Raw genomic sequence first — 24,759 nt, forward strand, 5'->3', positions numbered from 1 at the left:
GGTTGCAGCGATCAGTAGGGTTCCCGCCATGACAGCCTCCAACGCCGGCGCCGCCTCCCCCGAACTGCGGCGCACCCTGGGGGTCGGGGACGCCGTGGTGATCGGGCTCGGCTCGATGATCGGGGCAGGCATCTTCGCCGCACTCGGCCCCGCTGCGCGCGCGGCCGGGTCCGGGTTGCTGCTCGGGCTGGCGGTCGCCGCCGTGGTCGCCTACTGCAACGCCACGTCCTCGGCACGCCTGGCCGCCCTGTATCCGGCCTCGGGCGGCACGTACGTCTACGGTCGCGAGCGGCTCGGGGAGTTCTGGGGCTATCTCGCGGGCTGGTCGTTCGTGGTCGGCAAGACGGCCTCCTGTGCGGCGATGGCGCTCACCGTGGGCACCTACGTGTGGCCGGAGCAGGCGCACGCGGTGGCGGTCGCGGCCGTGGTGGCGCTGACCGCGGTGAACTACGGCGGCGTCCAGAAGTCCGCCTGGCTGACGCGGGCGATCGTGGCGGTGGTCCTGGCCGTCCTCGCTTGTGTGGTGGTCGTGTGCCTCGGCTCCGGGGAGTCCGACGCCGCTCGTCTCGACGTCGGGACCTCGGGCGGCGTGGGCGGTGTGCTTCAGGCGGCGGGGCTGCTGTTCTTCGCGTTCGCCGGGTACGCGCGGATCGCGACCCTCGGCGAGGAGGTGCGGGACCCTGCGCGCACGATCCCCCGGGCGATTCCGCTGGCCCTGGGCATCGCGCTGGCGGTGTACGCGTGTGTGGCGGTCGCGGTCCTTTCTGTTCTGGGGTCGGACGGGCTCGGGGATGCGAGCGCCCCGCTCGCCGACGCGGTACGGGCGGCGGGCGTGCCGGGACTGGTGCCCGTGGTGCGAGTGGGTGCGGCCGTCGCCGCGCTCGGCTCGCTGCTCGCCCTGATCCTGGGCGTCTCGCGGACGACGCTGGCCATGGCCCGCGACCGGCATCTGCCCGGCGCCCTGGCAGCCGTGCATCCACGTTTCCAGGTGCCCCACCGGGCCGAACTCGCCGTGGGCGCGGTGGTGGCCGTCCTGGCCGCCACGGTGGACGTACGAGGCGCGATCGGGTTCTCCTCCTTCGGTGTGCTGGCGTACTACGCGGTCGCCAACGCCTCGGCCTGGACGCTCAACTCGACGCCGGCCTCACGCATCGTGCCGGCGGTGGGACTTCTCGGGTGCGTGGTGCTGGCGTTCTCCCTTCCGGGGATCTCGGTCGTCGTCGGTGCGGGTGTACTGGCGGTGGGCGTGGTCGCGTATGGCGTACGGCGGTGGGGGCGGCTCGGCGGGGAGGGCGGGGGCAGTAGGTAGGGCAGGGCGTGCGGGGCTCTGGATGGGGCGCTGGCCAACTGGACGACGGTCGAAGTCTTCCCCTTGCCCGGAGCCGACCGACTGGACGCTGGTCGGCCCACCCCCGACCCCGATCCGCCGCCTCTCAGGACGCGCGCGTCGCCGCCGTGCGTATGCGGAAGTCGGCCCAGGGGGCCATCTCCGCTTCCTCGTTCGTCTCCTCGTACCAGCCCCGGCCGTCGACCCACGCGCCCAGCCAGTCCGTGAGGCTCGGTGCGTCCACGTACCAGGCGTGCTCGGCGTCGTCGGCGTTCGGTTCGAAGAGCAGGACGGGGGCCTGGGGCTCGCGGCAGTCGACGCAGGCGTACATGGCGCAGCCCCAGTGGGATATCGGCAGGACTTCCTCGGGCCAGGGCCAGTCGGGGTTCTTGCGGGTGCTCTCGCGGTTGGCGAGGTACTGGGTTACGGCGGCGGGCTCGCCGGCCGGAGGGCTGTCGAGGAGGGGCAACAGGCCGTATTCCGGTCCGAATCCGCCGTCCCCTATCTGCAGGTAGAGGTCGGCGAGCAGCGGGGGCAGGCGGAAGCCGAGAACGGCCTCGGCACGGGCCAAGGTGGCCTCGTCCAAGGGCTCGGGGAGTGAAGTCCAGCCCCACGGCCGGGTGTTGCGCGCCTTGTCCGCCACCCTCGTCAGCAACTGCTCGATCTCGGTCATGCGTTCATGATGCAAGCCGCCACTGACAATCGTCCGGGCCTGTGGACAACCGCCGGGTTGTGGAAAACCCGTGACCGGAAAGCGGCCTGAACGCTCTTCTCCCGCTCGCTTACCAGCGCTCTCCGAACGGCTGTTCCGTCGGCACGATTTCGCGGCCGAGCGGGAAGAGCGAGACCGGGATCAGCTTGAAGTTGGCGATGCCGAACGGGATGCCGATGATCGTGACGCAGAGCGCGAGGCCGGTGACGATGTGGCCGATGGCCAGCCACCAGCCGGCGAGGACCAGCCACAGCACGTTGCCGACGCAGGAGGGGGCTCCGGCGTCGCGTCGCTCGATCGTCGTGTACCCGAAGGGCCACAGGGCGTAGACGCCGATGCGGAAGGCCGCGATGCCGAACGGGATCCCGATGATGGTGATGCACAGCACCAGGCCCGCCAGCACATAGGCCAGGAACAGCCAGAAGCCGCTCAGGACGAGCCAGATGACGTTCAGGATCGTTTTCACTGGGGACCTGCCATCCTCTCGAGCCGGGCAATACGCTCCGCCATCGGCGGGTGGGTGGAGAACATCCTGGAGAACCCCTGACCCGGCCGGAACGGGTTCGCGATCATCATGTGGCTGGCGGTCTCGATGCGCGGCTCGGGCGGCAGCGGCAGCTGCTTGGTGCCGGCGTCGAGCTTGCGCAGGGCGCTGGCGAGGGCAGCCGGGTCGCCGGTGAGCTGGGCGCCGGACGCGTCCGCCTCGTACTCTCTGGACCGGCTGATCGCCAGCTGGATGAGCGTGGCGGCGAGCGGCCCGAGGATCATGATCAGCAGCAGGCCGAGGATTCCGGGGCCGTCGTCGTCATCGGACCGGCCGATGGGGATCAGCCAGGCGAAGTTGACCAGGAACATGATCACCGACGCGAGGGCGCCGGCGACCGACGAGATCAGGATGTCGCGGTTGTAGACGTGGCTCAACTCGTGGCCGATGACACCGCGCAGCTCGCGCTCGTCGAGGATGCGCAGGATTCCGTCGGTGCAGCACACGGCGGCGTTGCGCGGGTTGCGGCCCGTCGCGAAGGCGTTCGGCGCCTCCGTCGGGGAGATGTAGAGCCGCGGCATCGGCTGGCGGGCCTGGGTGGAGAGCTCGCGGACCATGCGGTAGAGCCCCGGTGCCTCGAACTCGCTGACCGGACGGGCACGCATCGCGCGTAGCGCCAGCTTGTCGCTGTTCCAGTACGCGTACGCGTTTGTGCCCAGCGCGATCACCACCGCGACGACGAGCCCCATGCGGCCGAAGAAGCTGCCGATGACGATGATGATTGCGGACAGTCCCCCGAGGAGGACTGCGGTCCTGAGCCCGTTGTGCCGGCGGTGCACGGTACGCCCTCCAAGTGGTGCGGCAGGGGAACCCTTTGCTGGTCGAATCTCCGATGCCACTGGTGCCGTCCTGTCACGTCCAGTGGACCCTTCTGTACTGGTCAACGCCAGGCGAGGGCCGCGGGTTCCCTGGTGCGTACGGCGGCGGGCGTGGGCCGTACGAGTGAACACGCCCGCGCGCGCATCGGGCGCGGTCGTCCCACGCGCGCGTATGGGCGGCCCGTCGGGGCTCGGAAGAGCCGGCGCTCGGACCGCCCCGAGGGGTTCAGAAGAGCCCGGTGTCGGCGAAACGCAGGATCAGCTGAGGGGCCCCGGACAGGACGATGCCCACGACTCCGGTGAGCGCCACCGCGGCGGTGAGCGGCGCGGGCGCGAGGTGCCTGACGGGCTCGCCCTCGGGGGCGCGGAACAGCAGGGCCGTCCACTGCAGGTAGTAGAACAGCGCGATCACGACGTTGACCGCCATGATCACGGCGAGCCAGCCGAGACCCGCGTCGACGGCGGCGGAGAAGACGGTGACCTTGGCGAAGAGGCCGATGATGCCCGGCGGGAGGCCGGCGAGGCAGAGCAGGAAGAAGGCCAGGATCAGGGCGGACAGGGGGTTGCGCGCGTACAGGCCCCGGTAGTCGCTGATGCGGTTGAGGGGCCGCGTACGGCCGACGAGCGCGGCCACCGCGAAGGCGCCGAGGTTCACGGCGGCGTACATGAGGGCGTAGGCGACGGTGGAGCCGATGGAGCGCTCGGCGTCGTCGGAGTACGCGGCGGCGGCGATCGGCACCAGGAGGTAGCCGGCCTGTCCGACGGAGGACCAGGCGAGCAGGCGTACCGCGCTGTACGCGCGCGTGGCCTGCTGCCGCAGGGCGCCGACGTTGCCGACGGTCATGGTGAGGGCGGCCAGCGCGGCCATGGCCGGGCCCCAGACGTCGGCGTACGACGGCAGGGCGATGACCGTGACGAGGATCAGGCCGGTGAAGCCGACGGCCTTGCCGACGACCGACAGATAGGCGGCGACCGGCAGCGGCGACCCTACGTAGGTGTCGGGCACCCAGAAGTGGAAGGGCACGGCGGCGGTCTTGAAGGCGAAGCCGACCAGGGTGAGGACGACTCCGGTCTGGGTGAGGGTCTGGAGCTGTCCGTCGACGTTCTGGACGCGGTCGGCGATCTGCGTGAGGTAGAGGGTGCCGGTGGAGGCGTACACGAAGCTGATGCCCATGAGGCTGACCGCGGTCGCGGTGACCGAGGACAGGAAGAACTTCAGTGCCGCTTCGGAGGACTTCCGGTCGCCGTGCCGCAGGCCGACGAGGGCGAAGGCGGGCAGTGAGGCGACTTCAAGGGCGACGATGAGGGTCGCGAGGTCCCGGGAGGCCGGCAGCAGGGCGGCTCCGGCGGCGGAGGAGAGCAGCAGGAACCAGAACTCTCCTTCGGGGAGTCGCTTGTCGGCGTCCTTCAGAGCGGTGACCGACAGAAGGGCGGCGAGGAGGGCGCCGCCGAGGACCAGAAACTGGATGACGAGGGTGAAGCGGTCGGCCGTGTAGCTGCACTGGCCGGCGTCGCCCGCCAGGCAGAAGGTGGAGCGGTCGCCGTCCAGGAGGGGCAGCAGCAGAAGGGTGGAGGCGGCCAGCCCGGCCACGGACGTCCAGCCGAGCACCGCCTTCCTGTGCTCCGCGAGGGACAGGTCGGCGACCAGGACGACGAGTCCGACGGCCGCCGCGATGGTGGGCGGCGCGATCGCGAGCCAGTCGACGGACTGGACGAGGTTCGCGGCCTGCGGCTGGGCCAGGGCGCTCATCGGGTGCCTCCTGCGAGGAGCTGCTGCACGGCCGGGTCGGTCAGGCCGAGGAGGGTCTTCGGCCAGAGTCCGGCGACGACGGTGAGGGCGACGAGCGGGGTCCAGGCCGCGAACTCGTAGCTCTGGACGTCGGCGAGCTTCGGGGCGTCCTGCGGTGCGGCGCCCATGCAGACGCGGCGGACCACGACGAGCAGGTACGCGGCGGTGAGCAGGGTGCCGAAGGCGCCGATCGCCATGAAGGTGAGGAAGGCCGGGCGGCTGAGCTCGGGAGCGGGGTCGAACGCGCCGAACAGCGCGAGCATCTCGCCCCAGAACCCGGCGAGACCCGGCAGGCCGAAGGAGGCGACCGCGGCGAAGGCGAGGAGCCCGCCGAAGCGCGGGGCCTTCCCGTAGAGGGCCGCGCCGGTCTCCTCGGCGAGGGTGTCGAGGTCGGTGGTGCCGGTACGGTCCTTCAGCGCGCCGACCAGGAAGAAGAGCAGGCCGGTGATGAGGCCGTGGGCGATGTTGGCGAACAGGGCGCCGTTCACGCCGGTCGGGGTCATCGTGGCGATGCCGAGCAGCACGAAGCCCATGTGGCCGACGGAGGAATAGGCGATCAGACGCTTGAGGTCGCCCTTCGCGCCCCGCTTGGCGAGGGCCAGGCAGGCCAGGGATCCGTAGATGATCCCCACGACGGCGAAGGCGGCGAGGTAGGGCGCGAAGTCGGCGAAGCCGTCGGGGGCGATCGGCAGCAGGATGCGGACGAACCCGTACGTGCCCATCTTCAGCAGGACGCCGGCCAGCAGTACCGAGCCGACGGTCGGGGCGGCGGTGTGGGCGTCGGGCAGCCAGCTGTGCAGCGGCCACATCGGGGTCTTGACCGCGAGCCCGAGTCCGATCGCCAGAACGGCGATGACCTGCACGGATGCGGTCAGTGACCGGCCGTTGTCAGTGGCGAGTGCCACCATGTCGAATGTGCCCGCCTTGATTCCGATCAGGAGCAGGCCGAGCAGCATGACCACGGAGCCGAGCAGCGTGTAGAGGATGAATTTCCAGGCGGCCGCCGCCCGGCCCTCGCCGCCCCAGCGGGCGATGAGGAAGTACATCGGGATCAGGACCATCTCGAAAGCGAGAAAGAAGAGCAGCAGGTCGAGGACGGCGAAGGTGGCGAGGGTGCCGGACTCCAGGACGAGCAGCAGTGCGACGAACGCCTTCGGGGTCGGGCCCGCGGGCATCTTGAAGTACGAGTAGAGCGCGCAGAGGAAGGTCAGCAGCGCGGTCAGGACCAGGAGGGGGAGGGAAATGCCGTCGACGCCGAGGTGGATGCGCACGTCGAGTGCGGGGATCCAGCTGATGTCCGTACTGGCCTGCATCTTCGACGGCTGGTCGTGGTCGAAGCCGAGCGCGAGGACGATCGCGGCGATGAGGACGGCGCAGGTGATGGTGACACCGTGCCGGAGCACCGCCTGCTCGGGCGACTTCCCCTTCAGCCCGGGCGGAGCGGGCAGGAGAGCGGCGGCCGCGCCGAGAAGCGGGCCGACGACGACGAACGCCAGAAGGAACTGCATCACGGACTCGTTGATATCGATCACGCCTGCTCACGCTCCCGTGGCGACGAGGACGGCGGCGACCGCGAGGACGACGGTGCCGGCGAGCAGCGCGCTCACATAGGTCTGCACATTGCCGGTCTGGGCACGCCGTACGGCGACGCCGAGCCAGCGGGGTAGGGCGCCCGCGCCGCGTACGTAGGTGTCGACGACCTCTCGGTCGAGGAACCGGACGAGACTCGCGCCGGCCTGGACCGGGCGGACGAACAACGACCGGTACACGGCGTCGAGATGGAAGCCGACGGCCGCGTGGCGGTGCAGCGGACCGAGCAGCAGGCGGCCGGGGTCGGCGGGGTCGGGTGCGTAGGCCACTCCCCCGTACACGGGTGCGTGACTGGCGATGGCCTCGGCCTCGACGAGCCCCGCGTCCCCTTCCGGGTGGGCCGCGACCGCACCCAGCGGGACACGGGCCGCGAGCGAGGTGGTGTGGCGCCAGGCCGCGTAGGTGACGATGCCGCCGACGAGGGCCACGCCCGTGCCGAGGACGGAGGTGGTGAGCGTCGGGGCGAGGTCGCGGCCGTCGAACCAGTCGGGCAGTACGCGGTAGGCGAGCGCGCCGACGGCGAGGGACGGCACGGCGAGCACCCACAGCACCACGGTCATGGTCAGCGGCTGCCTGCCGTGGTCGGGAGCTTCGGCGCCCCGGCCGCGGAAGGCGAGCAGCCACAGCCGCATCGCGTAGGCGGCGGTGAGCAGGGCCGTGAGCAGGCCGGCGACGAGCACGAGCCAGCCCGCCGCGCCGGGTGCGTGCTCGGTGTGGCCGGTGGCGACGTGCTCGGCGGCGCCGAGGACGGACTCCTTGGAGAAGAAGCCGCTGAACGGCGGGATCGCGGCGAGCGCGAGGAGCGCCACGGTCATCGTCCAGAAGGCGTCGGGGACGCGGTCGCGCAGGTGGCTCATGCGGGACATGGCGGCCAGCGAGTTGGTGCCGGAGGCGTGGATGATCACGCCGGCCGCGAGGAACAGCAGCGCTTTGAAGGCGCCGTGGGACAGGAGGTGGAAGACGGCGGCACCGCGGTCGGCGACGGCGAGGGCGCCGGTCATGTAGCCGAGCTGGCCGATCGTCGAGTAGGCGAGGACGCGCTTGATGTCGTCCTGGGCGAGCGCGGCGAGACCGGAGCCGATCATCGTGATCGCGGCCATCACGGCGAGGACGATCATCGCGGCCTGGGAGGCCTCGAACACCGGAAGGAGTCGGGCGACGAAGTAGACACCGGCGGCGACCATCGTCGCGGCGTGGATCAGCGCGGAGACGGGAGTCGGGCCCGCCATCGCGTCGGGGAGCCAGGTGTGGAGCGGGAACTGCGCCGACTTGCCGGCCACGCCCGCGAGCAGCAGCAGGGCGATCAGGGTCGGGTTGTCGAGTCCGCCGTCCGCGACCGTGTCGAGGATCTTCGTGATGCGGAAGGAGCCGGCGTCGGTGGCCAGCGCGAACAGGCCGATGAGGAAGGGGACGTCACCGAGCTTGGTCACCAGGAAGGCCTTGATGGAGGCGGCGCGGGCCTCCGGGGTCTCCCAGTAGTGGCCGACCAGGAAGTACGAGCAGATGCCCATGATCTCCCAGCCGACCAGCAACACCATCAGGTCGCCGGAGTAGACGACGAGCAGCATCGCGGAGGTGAACAGGGAGACGAGCGCGGCGTAGGAGGGGTAGCGCGGGTCGTCGCGCAGGTAGCCGGTCGAGTAGATCTGCACGCAGGTGGCGACCAGGCCCACGAGTACGGCGACCAGTGCGGCGAAGCCGTCGATGTAGAGGGCGAGTTCGATCGGGATCGAACCGGTGGGCGTGAGCTCGGTGGCGGCGTTGATCGCCTGGTCACCGCCCTGGCGCACGGCGAGGACCGCCGCGAGCACGAGAGACGTCAGTGTCGGCAGGACGGCGAGGGGGCGGACGAAGCCGGGGGCGGTGCGGCCGAGGAGCAGGCCGGCCGCGGCGCCGAGGAAGGGAAGGAGGGGGACGAGTACGGCGAGGGTGGTCGTGGTCACGCGGTGGCCTCAGCCTTCTCGCCCTGCGCGGCCGTGCGGGCGTCGCGGTCGGGGCCGTCGGGGCCGTCGGGTTCGTGGCTCTCGGCGGTGTCGCGGAGCTTGTCGATGTCCGAGGTGCCGCGGTTGCGATGGACGGCGAGGACGATCGCCAGGCCGATGCCGATCTCGGCGGCGGCGATGGTGATCGTGAACAGGGTCAGCGCCTGACCGGAGTGCAGGGTCTCCTCGGCGGCCTTGCTGAGCCAGACGTCGAAGGCGACCAGGTTGAGGTTGACGGCGTTGAGCATCAGCTCGACCGACATCAGGACCAGGATCGCGTTGCGGCGGGCGAGGACGCCGTACAGGCCGGTGCAGAAGAGGAGGGCGGAGAGTACGGCGGGATAGGCGAGATGCATCAGCGCGTCTCCTTCTCGCTCGGGGCGCCGGGCTCGGGGGCGGTCTCCTTCGCCTTGCGGGACAGGACGATCGCGCCGACCAGGGCGGCGAGGAGGAGGACGGAGAGGGCCTCGAAGGGGAGGACCCAGTTCTGGAAGAGGCTCTCGCCGGTGGCCCGGGTGGAGCCGGCGGCGGGGCCGTCGAGGTCGATCCAGGTCGTGCGGAAGGCGTCGACGACCACCCAGACCAGGGTGGCCGCGGCGACGACGGCCACGGCGAGGGCGACCCAGCGGTTGCCGGAGTCGGCGTCCGGGGATCGGCCGATGGGGGCCCTGGTGAGCATCAGACCGAAGAGCAGGAGGACGACGACCGAACCGACGTAGATGAGGACCTGCACCCAGGCGATGAACTCCGCGGTGAGCAGGAGGTACTCGACGGCGAGGCCGCCGAGCGTGACCACCAGCCACAGAGCGGCGTGCACCAGCTGCCGCGTGGTGACGGTGACCAGGGCGGCGCCGAAGGTGACCAGGCCGACGAGCAGGAAGGCGATCTCGACGCCGGTCGGTGAGAGGAAGCCGTGTGCCTCGGCTGCGGTGGTGGTCGTGGCGTGTGCCGTCGCGGCGGCTGCGGCAAGGCTCACGACTCTCCCTCCTGCGGTTCCGCCTGCGCGGCCGCGAGCTTCTCGGCGGTCTTGCGGGCGGCGGCGATCTCCTTGGGCTCCTCGGCTGCGGGGTCCAGGGCGGGCGGGGCCGGGACGGTCCACATCCACTCGCGGAGCTTGTCGCGCTCGTGGGTGAGTTCGCGGATGTCGGTCTCGGCGTACTCGAACTCCGGGGACCAGAACAGGGCGTCGAAAGGACAGACCTCGATGCAGATACCGCAGTACATGCACAGGGAGAAGTCGATGGCGAAGCGGTCGAGGACGTTGCGGCTGCGCTCGCGGCCACCGGGGGTCGCGGCCGGGACAGTCTCCTTGTGGGAGTCGATGTAGATGCACCAGTCCGGGCACTCGCGGGCGCACAGCATGCAGACCGTGCAGTTCTCCTCGAACAGGCCGATCACACCGCGCGTGCGGGGCGGGAGGTCCGGCTGGGTGTCCGGGTACTGCGCGGTGACGGACTTCCTCGTCATCGTGCGCAGGGTGACGGCCAGGCCCTTGGCCAGGCCACTACCGGGAATGGGAGCCATGGTTACTGGATCACCACCTTGACGACGCCGGTGAGGGCGATCTGGGCGAGGGAGAGAGGAACCAGGAGGGTCCAGGAGAGCTTCTGGAGCTGGTCCTCGCGCAGTCGGGGGTAGGTGACGCGGAGCCAGATCACGATGAAGGCGAGGACGGCAGTCTTCAGCAGGGTCCAGACCCAGCCGAGGCCGTCGGCGCCCCAGGGGCCGTGCCAGCCGCCCAGGAAAAGGACGGTGGTCAGGCCGCACAGGACGACGATTCCGGCGTACTCGGCGAGGAGGAAGAGGGCGAAGCGCAGGCCGGTGTACTCCGTGTAGGCGCCGAAGATGATCTCCGAGTCGGCGACGGGCATGTCGAAGGGCGGGCGCTGGAGTTCGGCGAGGCCGGCGACGAAGAAGACGATCGCGCCGACGATCTGCCAGGGCAGCCACCACCACTCAAAGGCGTCGACGATGCCCGGAAGGGAGACCGTGCCCGCCGCCATGGCCACCGAAGCGGCGGTGAGCAGCATCGGGAGTTCGTAGGCGAGGAGCTGGGCGGCGGTGCGCAGGCCGCCGAGGAGGGAGAACTTGTTGGCGGAGGCCCAGCCGGCCATGAGCGAGCCGAGGACGCCGACGCCCATGACGGCGAGAACGAAGAAGATGCCCGCGTCGATGACCTCGCCGACCGCGCCCTCGCCCGGGCCGATGGGGATGGCGAGGAGGACGAGGAGATACGGGAGGAGGGCCACAGCGGGGGCGAGCTGGAAGATACGGCGGTCCGCGCCGGCCGGGACCACGTCCTCCTTCTGCGCGAACTTCACGCCGTCGGCGACGAGTTGGGCCCAGCCGTGGAAGCCACCGGCGTACATCGGGCCGAGGCGGCCCTGCATATGGGCCATCACCTTGTGCTCGGTCTGGCCGATGATCAGGGGGAAGGTGAGGAAGACGACGAAGACGATCAGGAGTCGCAGGGTGACGTCGAGCGCGTCGTTCACTGCGGGCCTCCTGGGGGGTCGGTGCGGTCGTCGGTAGCGGGGGTGGTGGGTTTCGCGGAGTCCTCGTCGCCGGTGGTGGGCGGCTCGGGCTGCCGGGCGGGCTCGGACTCCGCATCGGGCTTGGGCTCCGCGGCGGGCTTGGGCTCCGCGGCGGGCTCGGCCTGCGGCTCAGCCGCGCCTTCGGGTTCCGGCTGGTCGAAGGCCGGGCGGGCGTGGTGCCACGGAGCGTCCGAGCTGCGAGGCGCCTTGCGGGCCTCGGCCCCGGAGGTGGGTGTGCCGGGCGCCGAGTCTGGCGCGGCGGGTTCGGGCGCCGACTTGTCGGGAGCGGCCCCTTCAGGTGCCGCCGCTTCAGGTGCCGCCGCTTCAGGTGCCGCCGCTTCAGGCGTCGTCCTCTGACTCGCCGACCCCTGCGAGGCGCTGCGCGAGCGCCGAGGACCGGACGGAGCGGCGGTACCCTCGGGCGCTCCGGTGGCCGGTGCCGCCTGGCTCGCCGAACCCTCGGCCGCCGTACGCGCACGACGCGCGGGCGCAGCACCCTCCGCTGCCCCGGTCTCCGGCACCGCCTGGCTCGCCGAACCCTCCGCCGCCGTACGCGCACGACGCGCAGGCGCAGCACCCTCCACTGCCCCCGCCTCCGGCACCGCCTGACTCGCCGAACCCTCCGCCGCCGAACGTGCACGGCGCACCGGTCGTTCGCCCGCGGCTCGGGCCGGACGTTCGCCTGCGGCGCCCCCGGCCGTGCGTCCCGCGCCCCTGGCCGGGCGCGCCGGGGCAGGGGGAAGCTGGCCCTTCAGGGGGCCCCATTCGTTCGGGTCGGGGACGCCCGGGGGGAGCATCTGGCGGCGCTTGGGGCCGCCGTGTTCGGACTCGCCAGGTTCCTTGGCGCCGGGCCAGGCCTTGGCGACGCGGGCGGCCAGGACGAAGTCCTTGCGGAGGGGGTGGCCCTCGAAGTTGTCCGGGAGGAGCAGGTGGTCGAGGGCGGGGTGGTCGGCGAACACCACGCCGAACATCTCGTGGGTCTCCCGCTCGTGCCAGGCGGCGCCCGCGTAGACGCCGACGGCCGACGGCAGCGAAGGCGCCTCGTGCGGGATCGTCGTGCGGACCAGCAGGCGCCGTACCGGGGAGAGGGCGGCGACGTGGGCGGCGACACGGAAGCCCGTGCCGGGTTCGTCGACCGCGCTCAGCCAGTCGAAGTAGCTGCAGCCCAGCGCGTCGCGGGCCGCTTCCAGCGCCGTGATCCAGGAGGCCGGAGGTACGTCGACCGTCAGGACGTCGTACGACTCCTCGGCCGTGGCCTCGGGGCCGAAGAGGTCCTCGACGGGGGCGGGCAGCCAGCCGATCGTCGTCATCGGGCGGCCTCCCCCGAGCCGCCCGCACCGGGCGCCGGTGCCTGCGGCCCCCGCACCAGCCCGCTCTGCAGCGCGGCCGCGGACGGTCGCCCCGCCCCGCCGCTGCCGTACCGCTCCCCGAGCGACTCCCGCGCGATCTTCTCCTGGAGCTTCAGGATGCCCTGGAGCAGCGCCTCGGGGCGGGGCGGGCAGCCGGGGACGTAGACGTCGACGGGGATGATCTGGTCGACGCCCTTGGTGACGGAGTAGGAGTCCCAGTACGGGCCGCCGCAGTTCGAGCACGCGCCGAAGGAGATGACGTACTTCGGCTCGGGCATCTGCTCGTACAGGCGTTTGACGGCCGGGGCCATCTTGTCCGTGACCGTGCCGGAGACCACCATCAGGTCGGCCTGACGCGGACCAGGCGCGAAGGGGATCACGCCGAGGCGGATGAAGTCGTGGCGAGCCATCGACGCGGCGATGAACTCGATCGCGCAGCAGGCGAGGCCGAAGTTGAAGACCCAGAGCGAATAGCGGCGACCCCAGTTCAGGACCACCTTCATCGGCTCGGGCGCGAGGCGGGCCAGCGCGCCCAGTCGCTTCGGCTCCGGCAGCAGAACCGGCTGCCGCTCGGTGTCTGGCGTCACGTCCATGCCAGGACGCCCTTCTTGTATGCGTAGAGCAGGCCCACGGCCAGGAAGCCCAGGAAGACGAACATCTCGACGAGCGTGGTGGCGCCGTAGCCCGGGTCGGCGAAGACCGTGGCCCAGGGGAACAGGAAGATCGAGTCGATGGCGAAGATCACGTACAGGAAGGCGTACACGTAGTAGCGGACCTGGGTGTGGGCCCAGCCCTCGCCGACGGGGTCGACGCCGCACTCGTACGTCATGAGCTTCTCGGGCGTGGGGACCACGGGGCGCAGCAGGCGGCCCGCCCCGAAGGCGACGGCCACGAACAGCACGCCGACGACGGCGAGCAGTCCCACGACCGAGTAGGACTGGAAGTAGTCCGCCGCGATGACGGTCTGGTCCGACACGTCCGCCCCTCGCTCCCTGACCTCGTGACCGATGCCCCAGGAACAGGCCCTGGGACCAGTGTCCTGCGATTTGTGAACTCGTGAACACCGTTGTGCGCGATGAACACCATTGCTCGCGATGAACACCGTTGTGCGCGATGAACATCGCTGTTCCCGAGGAACACCGCTGTCCCGAGGGCCACCGCTGTTCGACGATCTGTACGCACGGGAGTCTAGGCCCTGCTAAAGAGACCGTAAGCAGCCCGTCACGCCTTGAGATCTCGTCGAGACGCGGGGGTAGGCCACGCGGTCGGTCGTAGGGGTGGGGTTTTCCCCCGCAGATCGCGGCGGCCCGCTCCATGGCGCTGGGGCGCACCGCGCGGCACGCTAGCCCATATGACCGAACGCCCCAGCCCTTCGCGGGACGCCGCCCGGCAGTCCGGCGGCGAGCAGCCGCCGCTGCCACCAGCCCGTTTCGCCTACGACCGGCACACCTGGAGGGAGATCGCGCATCTCCTGGCGAACCTTCCGCTGTCGCTGCTCGGATTCGTCTATGTCGCGGTGGTGCTGTTCACCGGCGCCCTGCTGACCGTGACGGTGATCGGGTTCCCGTTGCTCGCGGCCGGGCTGGTGGGCGCGCGGCAGCTGGGCAGGATGGAGCGCGCACGCGCGCGTGCGCTGCTCGGGGTGCGGGTGGACGAACCGAGTCCGCTGCCGCTGCGCGGCGGCAAGGACGGCTTCTTCCCGCAGCTGTGGCAGGCGCTGAAGGACCCGGTCGGCTGGCGCACGACCCTGTACGAATTCATCCGGCTGCCCTGGGGCATCCTCACCTTCGTCATCACGCTGACCTCGCTGTTCGTGCTGTGGCCGGTGCTGCCGTTCATCGCGCGGGGCCTGGCGAACGCGGACCGGGCGATGGTGCGGGGCCTGCTGTCGCCCTCCGACGAGCTGGAGCGCCGTATCGCCGAACTGGAGTCGGACCGTGGGGTCGTCGTGGACACGGCGGCCGCCGATCTGCGGCGCATCGAGCGCGACCTGCACGACGGCGCCCAGGCCCGGCTGGTCAACCTCGCCATGGGCCTGGGCCTGGCGAAGGAGAAGCTCCTGGAGGACCCGGACACGGCGGCCTCGATGGTCGCGGAGGCGCACGGCGAGGTGAAGCTGGCGCTCCAGGAGCTGCGCGATCTGGCGCGCGGCATCCACCCGGCCGTACTGACCGACCGCGGCCTGGACGCGGCCCTTTCGGCGGTCGCCTCGCGCTGCACGGTGCCGGTGAAGGTGACGGTCGACCTGCTGTCCAGGCCGGCGGCGGCCATCGAGGGCATCGCCTACTTCACCGTCTCCGAGCTGCTGCAGAACGTCAGCAAGCACAGTGCGGCGAAGTCGGCGTCCGTGGATGTGTGGCGGTCGGAGGACCGGCTGCTGATCCAGGTGTGGGACGACGGGCGCGGAGGCGCGCGCCTCGACGGCGGCACCGGCATGCGCGGGCTCGCGGACCGGCTGGAGGCCGTGGACGGGCTGTTCGTCATCGAGTCCCCGCGCGGCGGCCCCACCACCGTGACGGCCGAGCTGCCCTGGCGGGACCGGGCCCCCGGGCAGGGGTAGGGAAAACCCCCCGTTCAAGACGCCGACGGCCTCCATGTTCCGGGGACCCGCGGTCGAGGAGGGTGGAGGTACGACGGCACAGCCCCCGCGGGGCTGACGGGACGAGGAGAACGGACGACACCGATGGCCACGGACTACGGACAGGGCTACGGGCACGGGCTCGGTTTCCCCGAGCGCGGCCTCCCCGAGCACGGCGGCGAGCGACGGCATCGGCTGCCCGCCGGGCTGCGGGCGCCGTTCGAGGCTCGCAGCTGGCGCGAGTTCGGGTATGTGCTCCTGAGCTTCCCGATCAGCCTGATGCTGTTCGTCTACGCGGTCACGATGGTGTCGCTGGGCGTGGGCCTGCTGGTGACGTTCCTCGGCATCCCGGTGCTGGCGGCGGGCCTGGCTGGCTGCCGGGGCTTCGGCTCGCTGGAGCGGGCACGCGCGCGTGCGCTGCTGCACCTGGACGTGGCCGAGCCGGAGCCGCTGCGGATACGCCGGCGCGGCTTCATGGGGTGGATGGGTGCCGTACTGAAGAGCGGCACGTCGTGGCGGTCCCTGCTGTACGCCGTGCTGCACCTGCCGTGGGCGACGTTCTCCTTCGTGGTCGCCCTGAACGTCTGGGCGTACGGCTGGGCGCTGCTGACGTATCCGCTGTGGTTCTGGGTCTTCCCGATGTGGGCCGGTCAGGACGGTCTGCAGATCTACGGCGACGAGACGCACCGTTTCTACCTCGACAACCCGTTCGAGATCACGGTCACCGCGCTGGTGGGCCTGCTGTTCACGCTGGCCACGCCCTGGATCGTGCGGGCCCTGACGATGGTGGACCGCGTGTTGGTGCACGGCCTGCTCGGGCCCTCGCGGCTGGCCACGCGCGTGGTGGAGCTGGAGTCCGACCGCGGTGTCGTGGTCGACACGGCCGCCGCCGACCTGCGGCGCATCGAGCGCGACCTGCACGACGGCGCCCAGGCCCGGCTGGTGGCCCTGGCCATGGATCTCGGCCTCGCGAAGGAGAAGCTGGCGGAGGATCCGCAGGCCGCGGCCCGGATGGTCGACGAGGCGCACGGCGAGGTGAAGACGGCGCTGCAGGAGCTGCGCGATCTGGCGCGCGGCATCCACCCGGCGGTCCTGACCGACCGCGGGCTGGACGCGGCCCTGTCAGCGGTCGCCTCGCGCTGCACCGTGCCGGTGGAGGTCCAGGTCGATCTGGCGGAACGTCCGGTGCCGGCGATCGAGGGGATCGCGTACTTCACGGTGTCGGAGCTGCTGCAGAACATCAGCAAGCACTCGCGGGCCACCTGGGCGGCCGTGGACGTGTGGCGGGTGGAGAACCGCCTGATGCTGCAGGTCGTGGACAACGGCATCGGCGGCGCGGACACCTCCCGCGGCTCGGGGCTGTCGGGGCTGGCCGAGCGCCTGGACGCGGTGGACGGAATCCTGGTGGTGGACTCGCCGGTCGGGGGACCGACCAGGATCACGGCGGAACTGCCCTGGCGGACCGTTTAGTCCCACTGTTCGGTCATCAAGATCCGCGGGCGGGTCACCGAGATCCCCGGGATCACTGAGTCAGGTATCCGGCTCCGGTTGGCTCGGAGCCGGATACCCGTTTGTCTGCAAACACCCCTTGAGCACGCGCATGAGCATGCGTCCGAGGTCCCCATCGTGCCCGCGCGATCCGAACCGCCGTCGACGGGTTATCCACAGGCCCGGTGAGGACGAGCAGATCGCGGGATACTGAGCTCGCGAGGACGACAGGGCCGGGGCACGCTCGGCCGAATGCCAAGGCTCGGGGGGCCGAGGATCGTGGAGGACAGGGTGCGGGTGGTCATCGCCGAGGACTCGGTGCTGCTCAGGGAGGGGCTGACCCGGCTGTTGACCGACCGTGGGCACGAGGTCGTGGCGGGGGTCGGGGACGGCGAAGCGCTGGTGAAGACCATCACCGAGCTGGACGGACAGGGCGAGCTGCCGGACGTGGTGGTCGCGGACGTGCGGATGCCGCCGACGCACACCGACGAGGGGGTGCGGGCCGCCGTTCTGCTGCGCAAGGCACACCCCGGACTCGGGGTACTCGTCCTGTCGCAGTACGTGGAGGAGCGGTACGCCACGGAGCTGCTGGCCGGTTCCAGCCGGGGCGTCGGCTATCTGCTCAAGGACCGCGTGGCCGAGGTCAGGGAGTTCGTGGACGCGGTGGTGCGGGTGGCCCAGGGCGGTACGGCCCTGGACCCGGAGGTCGTCGCCCAGCTGCTGGGGCGCAGCCGCAAGCAGGACGTGCTCGCGGGGCTCACCCCGCGGGAGCGCGAGGTCCTGGGGCTGATGGCGGAGGGACGGACCAACTCCGCGATCGCCCGGCAGCTGGTGGTGAGCGACGGCGCCGTCGAGAAGCACGTCAGCAACATCTTCCTGAAGCTCGGGCTGTCCCAGAGCGACGGGGACCACCGGCGCGTGCTCGCGGTGCTCACCTACCTGAACTCCTGACGGACCGACCCCGTGTCACTCAAGGGGGTGACCGCTCGGGGCATCCACCGGACGGACGCGCGCACGGCAACCGAACAAAGAGCGGGGAGCGTCTTCAGAAGCAGCGCCGGGGGGCGTGTAAATCATGACAAGTCTGGGTGGCGAAGCGTCTCAAATCCATGTCCGTCCTGCGAATGGCCCAGGGAGGGCGACCTTTGCGGACGTAGGGTTGATCCTGGGAAGGCTTGCGGGAAGGCCATGCCCAGACAGCCGCCTCGAAGGAGGTCCAGTTCAGTGACCAGCCAGGTCAGTAGCCCATCGGAGCAGGCCGACGAAGCCGTCGTGGGAGAGCAGCGCAAACCGGCAGGGACGAAGGACGTCCGCCGGCTGGACCGGGTCATCATTCGTTTCGCGGGGGACTCCGGCGACGGTATGCAGTTGACCGGCGACCGCTTCACCTCGGAGACGGCGTCCTTCGGCAACGACCTGTCGACGTTGCCGAACTTCCCCGCCGAGATCCGCGCCCCCGCCGGAACCCTGCCGGGTGTGTCCTCGTTCCAGCTGCACTTCGCAGACCACGACATCCTCACGCCGGGCGACGCGCCGAACGTGCTGGTGGCGATGAACCCGGCGGCCCTGAAGGCGAACATCGCCGATCTGCCGCGCGGGGCCGAGATCATCGTCAACACGGACGAGTTCTCCAAACGGGCGATGCAGAAGGTGGGCTACGACTCCTCGCCGCTGGAGGACGGCTCGCTCGACGGCTACAGCCTCCACCCGGTGCCGCTGACCACTCTGACCGTCGAGGCCCTGAAGGAGTTCGACCTCACCCGCAAGGAGGCAGAGCGCAGCAAGAACATGTTCGCGCTCGGCCTCCTGTCGTGGATGTACCACCGGCCGACGGAGGGCACGGAGCGGTTCCTGCGTACGAAGTTCGCGCGGAAGCCGGAGATCGCCGAGGCGAACCTGGCGGCGTTCCGGGCGGGCTGGAACTTCGGCGAGACGACCGAGGACTTCGCGGTCTCGTACGAGATCGCCCCGGCGACGAAGGCGTTCCCGGTGGGCACCTACCGGAACATCTCCGGGAACCTCGCGCTGTCCTACGGGCTGATCGCCGCGTCCCGGCAGGCGGACCTGCCGCTGTACCTGGGCTCGTACCCGATCACCCCGGCCTCGGACATCCTGCACGAGCTGAGCAGGCACAAGAACTTCGGGGTGCGGACCTTCCAGGCCGAGGACGAGATCGCCGGCATCGGCGCGGCGCTGGGCGCGGCGTTCGGCGGCTCGCTGGCGGTGACCACGACCTCCGGCCCGGGTGTGGCGCTGAAGTCGGAGACCATCGGCCTCGCGGTGTCGCTGGAGCTGCCGCTGCTGGTGATCGACATCCAGCGCGGTGGGCCCTCGACGGGTCTGCCGACCAAGACCGAGCAGGCGGACCTGCTCCAGGCGATGTACGGGCGCAATGGCGAGGCGCCGGTTCCGATCGTCGCCCCGCGCACGCCGGCGGACTGTTTCGACGCGGCTCTGGAGGCCGCGCGGATCGCGCTGAAGTACCGCACCCCGGTGATGCTGCTGTCCGACGGCTATCTGGCCAACGGCTCCGAGCCCTGGCGGATCCCGGAGCTGGAGGAGCTGCCGGATCTGACGGTGCAGTTCGCGCAGGGCCCGAACCACACGCTGGAGGACGGCAGCGAGGTCTTCTGGCCGTACAAGCGCGACCCGCAGACCCTCGCCCGGCCGTGGGCGATCCCGGGCACGCCGGGCCTGGAGCACCGGATCGGCGGGATCGAGAAGGAGGACGGCACGGGGAACATCTCGTACGCCCCGGCCAACCACGACTTCATGGTCCGCACCCGCCAGGCGAAGATCGACGGCATCGAGGTCCCGGACCTGGAGGTCGACGACCCGCACGAGGCGAAGACCCTGGTGCTGGGCTGGGGATCGACGTACGGCCCGATCACCGCGGCGGTCCGCCGGCTGCGCAACGCCGGCGAGTCGATCGCGCAGGCGCACTTGCGTCATCTGAACCCGTTCCCGCGCAACCTGGGCGTGGTACTCGGGCGCTACGAGAAGGTGGTGATCCCCGAGATGAACCTCGGCCAGCTCGCCGCGCTGGTCCGGGCGAAGTACCTGGTGGACGCCCACTCGTACAACCAGGTCAATGGCATGCCGTTCAAGGCGGAACAGCTTGCCAAGGCTCTCAAGGAGGCCATCGATGCCTGAGACGTCCGCGGAAGGCACGGGCACGATCGAGGCGCTCTCGCTCGTCCCCAAGGCCGAGGCCCGCCAGTCCATGAAGGACTTCAAGTCCGATCAGGAAGTGCGCTGGTGCCCCGGCTGCGGTGACTACGCCATCCTCGCCGCGGTCCAGGGCTTCATGCCGGAGCTGGGCCTGGCCAGGGAGAACATCGTCTTCGTCTCGGGCATCGGCTGTTCCTCCCGCTTCCCGTACTACATGGACACGTACGGGATGCACTCCATCCACGGCCGCGCCCCCGCGATCGCGACGGGCCTGGCCACCAGTCGGCGGGACCTGAGCGTCTGGGTCGTCACCGGCGACGGCGACGCGCTGTCGATCGGCGGCAACCACCTCATCCACGCCCTGCGCCGCAACGTCAACCTCAAGATCCTGCTGTTCAACAACCGGATCTACGGCCTGACGAAGGGCCAGTACTCCCCCACCTCCGAGGTCGGCAAGATCACCAAGTCGACGCCGATGGGTTCCCTGGACGCCCCGTTCAACCCGGTGTCCCTCGCGATCGGCGCGGAGGCGTCCTTCGTGGCCCGCACGGTGGACTCCGACCGCAAGCACCTCACCCAGGTGCTGCGCGAGGCGGCGGCCCACAAGGGCACGGCGCTGATCGAGATCTACCAGAACTGCAACATCTTCAACGACGGCGCCTTCGAGGTCCTCAAGGACAAGCAGCAGGCCGAGGAGGCGGTGATCCGCCTGGAGCACGGGCAGCCGATCCGCTTCGGCGCCGACGGTTCACGCGGCGTCGTACGGGACGCCCGGACGGGCGACCTGAAGGTCGTCACCGTCACCCCGGACAACGAGTCGCAGGTCCTGATCCACGACGCCCACTCCGCCTCCCCGACGACGGCCTTCGCCCTGTCGCGGCTGGCCGACCCGGACACCCTGCACCACACCCCGATCGGTGTGTTCCGCGCGGTGGACCGCCCGGTCTACGACACGCAGATGGCCGACCAGCTGGACACGGCGATCGAGCAGAACGGCAAGGGGGATCTGGGCGCGCTGCTGGCGGGCGGGGACACGTGGACGGTGGTCGGCTGACCGGCAACCGGCATGCGAGGGCCTGGGACCGCTACGGCACCCAGGCCCTTGTCGCTCACTCGTCCGGGATGTCCCGCTTGGCGCGGACGAGGGTCTCGCGGCTGATCACGACGATGCGCTCGTAATCGGCTCGGGCGGCGTCCGGGGGGAGCAGCGAGTCGAGGTCTGCCGTGGCTTCGGTGCCGATGACGGCGAAGCTACCGTCGCTCAGTTCGAAGATGTCCGGACACGTCTCCATCGTTTGACTGCCCCGCAGTTTGGGCGGGTCGCCGATGCGGCGGACGACGGTGAGCGCTGAGAATTCGCGGGGCAGCAATGGGGCCTCTTCCAGCCGTGACCGGACACAATCCGGTCACGCTACTCCAAGATCCTTTAGGGGTGTGACTGCCCTGTGGACGGGCCCACGATCCACCACTCATCCGGGTCATCCGCCAGTTCCTCCAGGATGACGTCGACCGCTGCTCCGACCTTCGCCTCCTCCGAGTCCGCCGGGAGGCTTCTGCGATGCTCGGCCGTGCGATCCCAGTACTCCGCAAACACCTCGTTTCGGCACAATACCCGTACGTGACCGATGAGTTCGTCCCAGTCGCAGGCGCGGACGCGGTACGCCAGAAGCAGGTTTCCGTACTGCCGATGAGCAAAGATCATCTGACGCCGCTTGCCTTCGGGTAACCCCGTCAGCGTGCTGCCCGCGTCGGCCAGGGACGGATCACCGATGGCCCGGTCCATCTGTTCCACGGTCAGCCGGTACTGCTGAATGAGATTCGCCCGGTGGATCTCCTGAGTCATCAGTGTGAGCTGCTTGAGCAGCTCCAACAGGATCTCCTCCTGGCGTTGACGGCGGCGGCCGCGCGCGAAGAGCGCGCGCGTCAGACCGACTCCGGCCGAGAATGCAGAACCGATCCTGCCAACCCGCGCAGGCGGAGTCTGTGTGGCCATGTCAAGCATTCCCCCTGGATCCGATGCCCGCGCACCGAAGGGCGGCTTCGTGGGCAGGTGCGCGGTGGGCGTTGCACTCCGGCACCAGCGTGCCCGGCGACTCAAGGCAGCGCGGAAGGCGGAGAGGGGGCGCATGGAAGGACGTGCCTGGCATGTCGACCAGCCCCCCGACATATGTGTGCCCCCAGGCGCCGTCGGCATTCCTTCGAGCGAGGCACGGAGCTAACGTCACCCCTGCTCAGAGCCGCCCTTGCGCGCGTCGTACACCTCCCGCGCCTTCTGCACCTCCGCCATCCGCTCCTGGGTCCACCCCGCCAGCCCCCGCACCTGTTCCGCCGCCTCGCGGCCCAGGTCGGTCAGCGAGTAGTCGACCCTGGGCGGGATCACCGGCTTGGCGTCGCGGTGGACCAGGCCGTCGCGTTCCAGGGTCTGGAGGGTCTGGGTCAGCATCTTCTCGCTGACCCGGCCGATGGCGCGGCGCAGTTCGCTGAAGCGGTAGGGGCGGTCCAGCAGCTCGATCAGAACCAGGACGCCCCAGCGGCTGGTGACGTGCTCCAGGACCAGGCGGTAGGGGCACATCTGCTCGCCGGTGTCGTACTTGCCGGTCGTCGCACTCTCCACGCTGCTTACTGCCATACCAGTACCTTACTTCAAAGTGGGTACTTTCACAGAGTTAGCGCACCTCCTAGGGTTAGTGCCACCGCACCCCACAAGGAGTTCTGATCATGAGCATCGTCGTCACCGGAGCCACCGGACACCTGGGCCGCCACGTCGTGGAGCAGCTGCTGGAGAAGGTTCCGGCCGACCAGGTGACCGCCGTCGTCCGCACCCCCGAGAAGGCCGCCGACCTGGCCGAACGCGGCGTGCGCCTGGCCGTCGCCGACTACAGCGCCCCCGAGACCCTCGACGGAGTCTTCGCCGTCGGCGACAAGGTGCTCCTCATATCCGGCAGCGAGGTCGGCAACGACCGCGTCGGTCAGCACAAGGCCGTCATCGACGCGGCCAAGGCCGCCGGCGTCGCCCTGCTCGCGTACACCAGCGCCCCCGGCAGCCTCACCGCCGCCCTCGGCGACGACCACCGCGCCACCGAGAAGCTGCTGCTGGAGTCCGGCCTGCCCTACACCCTGCTGCGCAACGGCTGGTACCACGAGAACTACACCGAGAACCTCGCCCCGGTCCTGGAGCACAGCGCCGTCACCCACGCCGCCGGCGCGGGCCGCGTCTCCTCCGCCTCCCGCGCGGACTACGCGGCCGCCGCGGTCGCCGTGCTGACCGGCGAGGGGCACGAGAACCAGACGTACGAGCTGGGCGGCGACACCGCCTGGAGCTTCGCCGAGTACGCCGCCGAGCTGAGCCGGCAGACCGGCAAGGAGATCGCCGAGAACCCCGTCAGCGTCGAGGTGTACACCGGCATCCTGACCGGCGCCGGGCTGCCGGAGCCGGTGGCCGCGATCATCGCCGGTGTGGACGCCTCCGTGGAGAAGGGCGAGCTGGTGGTGGACAGCGGAGACCTTTCCCGACTGGCCGGCCGTCCGACCACGCCGATCGCCGAGGCGATCGCGGCGGCGCTCAAGGGCTGAGCCCCACCGAGGGGAGACGCGGGGGCGCACGGTTCCCGCAGGCCGCCCGAGGCGCCGACTCCCCCCTGGGCGCCTCGGGCCCACCCCACCCCGCGTGTCATGACCGTATGGCGATACGGGCATGACACGCGGGGGCTTTCGGCGTTACCTTCGTGCGGGCCGACGTAGGGACGCGGCCGCGCAAGGCATGAAGGAGGGGCCGTGACCGGGACGTCCAGGGGTGAGCGGCGGATGGGGCTGCTGAACGGTTTCGCGGCCTACGGCATGTGGGGACTGGTCCCCCTCTTCTGGCCCCTGCTGAAGCCCGCCGGCGCGATCGAGATCCTCGCCCACCGGATGGCCTGGTCTCTCGTCTTCGTCATCGGCGCGTTGCTCTTCGTACGCCGCTGGGCCTGGGCGGGTGAGCTGATACGGCAGCCCCGGCGGCTGGCGTTGATCGCCGTGGCCGCCGGGGTCATCACCGTCAACTGGGGCGTCTACATCTGGTCCGTGAACACGGGCCATGTCGTGGAGGCCTCGCTCGGGTACTTCATCAACCCGCTCGTCACGATCGCGATGGGTGTGCTGCTCCTCAAGGAGCGGCTGCGGCCCGTGCAGTGGGCGGCGGTCGGGGTCGGCTTCGCCGCCGTGGTCGTGCTGACCGTGGGGTACGGCCAGCCGCCGTGGATCTCCCTGATCCTCGCGTTCTCGTTCGCCACCTACGGACTGGTGAAGAAGAAGGTCAACCTCGGCGGCATCGAGTCGCTCGCCGCCGAGACCGCGATCCAGTTCCTGCCCGCCGTGGCGTATCTGGCCTGGCTGTCGGCGCAGGGACAGTCGACGCTCACCTCGGAGGGACCCGGGCACGTGGCACTGCTCGCCGCCACCGGCGTCGTCACCGCCCTGCCGCTCGTGTGCTTCGGCGCGGCCGCGATCCGGGTGCCGCTGTCGACGCTCGGGCTGCTCCAGTATCTGGCGCCGGTCTTCCAGTTCCTGCTCGGCGTCCTGTACTTCCACGAGGCGATGCCGGCCGAGCGGTGGGCCGGGTTCGCGCTGGTGTGGCTGGCGTTGACGCTGCTCACCGCGGACGCGTGGCGCTCCGCGCGGCGGAGCAGGGTGGCGGCGATGAGCATCCCGAAGGCCGAGACGCCGGCGTCCGCCGCGGTGGACGCCTGACGCGCTGGCGCTGCCCCCGTACGACGTCGACGGCCGTGGACACCTGACGCGCCGGACGCCGACCCCCTACGACGTCGACCGCCCTGGACGCCCGACGCGCCCGACGCCGACCCCCTACGACGTCGACCGCCCTGGACGCCCGACGCGCC

Annotated in this window: 24 protein-coding genes; 8 read left to right on the forward strand and 16 right to left on the reverse strand. The window is 70.6% G+C overall.

Features of this window, described 5'->3' with window-relative positions; all coding sequences use genetic code 11:
• Window positions 1-28: 28 nt before the first annotated feature.
• Complete coding sequence (locus ACIRD7_RS28240) at window positions 29-1,309, forward strand: APC family permease (RefSeq protein ID WP_403457960.1); 1,281 nt, start codon at window positions 29-31, stop codon at window positions 1,307-1,309.
• Window positions 1,310-1,433: 124 nt separating this feature from the next.
• Here the strand turns inward: ACIRD7_RS28240 and ACIRD7_RS28245 are convergent, their stop codons facing one another.
• The 13 genes from ACIRD7_RS28245 to ACIRD7_RS28305 all read right to left on the reverse strand — a co-directional run bounded on the left by ACIRD7_RS28245 (window position 1,434) and on the right by ACIRD7_RS28305 (window position 13,621).
• The gene (locus ACIRD7_RS28245; protein ID WP_403457962.1) at window positions 1,434-2,000 is read right to left on the reverse strand and encodes an SMI1/KNR4 family protein; all 567 of its coding nucleotides are present in this window, start codon (window positions 1,998-2,000) and stop codon (window positions 1,434-1,436) included.
• Window positions 2,001-2,109: 109 nt separating this feature from the next.
• Complete coding sequence (locus ACIRD7_RS28250; protein ID WP_403457963.1) at window positions 2,110-2,505, reverse strand: YccF domain-containing protein; 396 nt, start codon at window positions 2,503-2,505, stop codon at window positions 2,110-2,112.
• The gene (gene htpX, locus ACIRD7_RS28255; RefSeq protein ID WP_403457965.1) at window positions 2,502-3,362 is read right to left on the reverse strand and encodes a zinc metalloprotease HtpX; all 861 of its coding nucleotides are present in this window, start codon (window positions 3,360-3,362) and stop codon (window positions 2,502-2,504) included. Before htpX ends, ACIRD7_RS28250 begins: the two co-directional genes overlap by 4 nt.
• Window positions 3,363-3,627: 265 nt before the next feature.
• The gene (locus ACIRD7_RS28260) at window positions 3,628-5,151 is read right to left on the reverse strand and encodes an NADH-quinone oxidoreductase subunit N (RefSeq protein WP_403457966.1); all 1,524 of its coding nucleotides are present in this window, start codon (window positions 5,149-5,151) and stop codon (window positions 3,628-3,630) included.
• Complete coding sequence (locus tag ACIRD7_RS28265; RefSeq protein WP_403457968.1) at window positions 5,148-6,722, reverse strand: NuoM family protein; 1,575 nt, start codon at window positions 6,720-6,722, stop codon at window positions 5,148-5,150. Before ACIRD7_RS28265 ends, ACIRD7_RS28260 begins: the two co-directional genes overlap by 4 nt.
• A gap of 6 nt (window positions 6,723-6,728) precedes the next feature.
• Window positions 6,729-8,723: an NADH-quinone oxidoreductase subunit L gene (locus tag ACIRD7_RS28270; protein ID WP_403457969.1), complete on the reverse strand. Its 1,995-nt coding sequence runs from the start codon at window positions 8,721-8,723 to the stop codon at window positions 6,729-6,731.
• A complete protein-coding gene (nuoK, locus tag ACIRD7_RS28275) occupies window positions 8,720-9,118 on the reverse strand; it encodes an NADH-quinone oxidoreductase subunit NuoK (RefSeq protein ID WP_403457972.1) in 399 nt (132 codons plus the stop codon). The genes ACIRD7_RS28270 and nuoK overlap by 4 nt, the downstream gene beginning before the upstream one ends.
• Window positions 9,118-9,738, reverse strand: a complete 621-nt coding sequence (locus ACIRD7_RS28280) for an NADH-quinone oxidoreductase subunit J (protein WP_403457973.1) — start codon at window positions 9,736-9,738, stop codon at window positions 9,118-9,120. Before ACIRD7_RS28280 ends, nuoK begins: the two co-directional genes overlap by 1 nt.
• Window positions 9,735-10,286: a NuoI/complex I 23 kDa subunit family protein gene (locus ACIRD7_RS28285; RefSeq protein WP_403457974.1), complete on the reverse strand. Its 552-nt coding sequence runs from the start codon at window positions 10,284-10,286 to the stop codon at window positions 9,735-9,737. Before ACIRD7_RS28285 ends, ACIRD7_RS28280 begins: the two co-directional genes overlap by 4 nt.
• A gap of 2 nt (window positions 10,287-10,288) precedes the next feature.
• On the reverse strand, window positions 10,289-11,257 hold the full coding sequence (locus ACIRD7_RS28290) for an NADH-quinone oxidoreductase subunit H (protein WP_383420542.1): 969 nt from the start codon (window positions 11,255-11,257) through the stop codon (window positions 10,289-10,291).
• Window positions 11,254-12,606: an NADH-quinone oxidoreductase subunit C gene (locus tag ACIRD7_RS28295; protein WP_403457975.1), complete on the reverse strand. Its 1,353-nt coding sequence runs from the start codon at window positions 12,604-12,606 to the stop codon at window positions 11,254-11,256. The genes ACIRD7_RS28290 and ACIRD7_RS28295 overlap by 4 nt, the downstream gene beginning before the upstream one ends.
• Window positions 12,603-13,238 carry an NADH-quinone oxidoreductase subunit B gene (locus ACIRD7_RS28300; protein ID WP_403457976.1) on the reverse strand — a complete coding sequence of 212 codons (636 nt, stop codon included), beginning with the start codon at window positions 13,236-13,238 and terminating at the stop codon, window positions 12,603-12,605. Before ACIRD7_RS28300 ends, ACIRD7_RS28295 begins: the two co-directional genes overlap by 4 nt.
• The gene (locus tag ACIRD7_RS28305) at window positions 13,229-13,621 is read right to left on the reverse strand and encodes an NADH-quinone oxidoreductase subunit A (protein ID WP_403457977.1); all 393 of its coding nucleotides are present in this window, start codon (window positions 13,619-13,621) and stop codon (window positions 13,229-13,231) included. Before ACIRD7_RS28305 ends, ACIRD7_RS28300 begins: the two co-directional genes overlap by 10 nt.
• A 375-nt stretch (window positions 13,622-13,996) precedes the next feature.
• On the opposite strand from ACIRD7_RS28305, the gene ACIRD7_RS28310 reads away from it, so the two are divergent.
• From ACIRD7_RS28310 to ACIRD7_RS28330, 5 genes are all read left to right on the forward strand, one after another.
• Window positions 13,997-15,205, forward strand: a complete 1,209-nt coding sequence (locus tag ACIRD7_RS28310; RefSeq protein WP_403457979.1) for a sensor histidine kinase — start codon at window positions 13,997-13,999, stop codon at window positions 15,203-15,205.
• 123 nt (window positions 15,206-15,328) lie between these two features.
• Complete coding sequence (locus ACIRD7_RS28315; protein WP_403457981.1) at window positions 15,329-16,693, forward strand: sensor histidine kinase; 1,365 nt, start codon at window positions 15,329-15,331, stop codon at window positions 16,691-16,693.
• Window positions 16,694-16,963: 270 nt separating this feature from the next.
• On the forward strand, window positions 16,964-17,662 hold the full coding sequence (locus ACIRD7_RS28320; RefSeq protein WP_383420530.1) for a LuxR C-terminal-related transcriptional regulator: 699 nt from the start codon (window positions 16,964-16,966) through the stop codon (window positions 17,660-17,662).
• 273 nt (window positions 17,663-17,935) lie between these two features.
• The gene (locus ACIRD7_RS28325) at window positions 17,936-19,864 is read left to right on the forward strand and encodes a 2-oxoacid:acceptor oxidoreductase subunit alpha (RefSeq protein WP_403457982.1); all 1,929 of its coding nucleotides are present in this window, start codon (window positions 17,936-17,938) and stop codon (window positions 19,862-19,864) included.
• A complete protein-coding gene (locus ACIRD7_RS28330; protein ID WP_403457983.1) occupies window positions 19,857-20,936 on the forward strand; it encodes a 2-oxoacid:ferredoxin oxidoreductase subunit beta in 1,080 nt (359 codons plus the stop codon). The genes ACIRD7_RS28325 and ACIRD7_RS28330 overlap by 8 nt, the downstream gene beginning before the upstream one ends.
• Before the next feature lie 55 nt (window positions 20,937-20,991).
• On the opposite strand, the gene ACIRD7_RS28335 is transcribed toward ACIRD7_RS28330, so the two are convergent.
• The 3 genes from ACIRD7_RS28335 to ACIRD7_RS28345 form a co-directional block, all read right to left on the reverse strand.
• Window positions 20,992-21,174, reverse strand: a complete 183-nt coding sequence (locus tag ACIRD7_RS28335) for a hypothetical protein (protein ID WP_403457984.1) — start codon at window positions 21,172-21,174, stop codon at window positions 20,992-20,994.
• Between the two features lie 134 nt (window positions 21,175-21,308).
• Window positions 21,309-21,875: a DUF6082 family protein gene (locus tag ACIRD7_RS28340; protein ID WP_403457986.1), complete on the reverse strand. Its 567-nt coding sequence runs from the start codon at window positions 21,873-21,875 to the stop codon at window positions 21,309-21,311.
• A gap of 228 nt (window positions 21,876-22,103) precedes the next feature.
• A complete protein-coding gene (locus tag ACIRD7_RS28345) occupies window positions 22,104-22,511 on the reverse strand; it encodes a winged helix-turn-helix transcriptional regulator (RefSeq protein WP_403457988.1) in 408 nt (135 codons plus the stop codon).
• 89 nt (window positions 22,512-22,600) lie between these two features.
• Between ACIRD7_RS28345 and ACIRD7_RS28350 the strand changes: the two genes are divergently transcribed.
• Both ACIRD7_RS28350 and rarD read left to right on the forward strand, forming a co-directional pair.
• Window positions 22,601-23,455, forward strand: coding sequence for an SDR family oxidoreductase (locus ACIRD7_RS28350; RefSeq protein WP_403457990.1), 855 nt, complete (start codon window positions 22,601-22,603; stop codon window positions 23,453-23,455).
• A gap of 201 nt (window positions 23,456-23,656) precedes the next feature.
• The gene (gene rarD / locus ACIRD7_RS28355; RefSeq protein WP_403457991.1) at window positions 23,657-24,610 is read left to right on the forward strand and encodes an EamA family transporter RarD; all 954 of its coding nucleotides are present in this window, start codon (window positions 23,657-23,659) and stop codon (window positions 24,608-24,610) included.
• Window positions 24,611-24,759 lie beyond the last annotated feature (149 nt).

It is taken from the genome of Streptomyces sp. NPDC093568 (genome assembly GCF_044764945.1).
GTDB lineage: Bacteria > Actinomycetota > Actinomycetes > Streptomycetales > Streptomycetaceae > Streptomyces.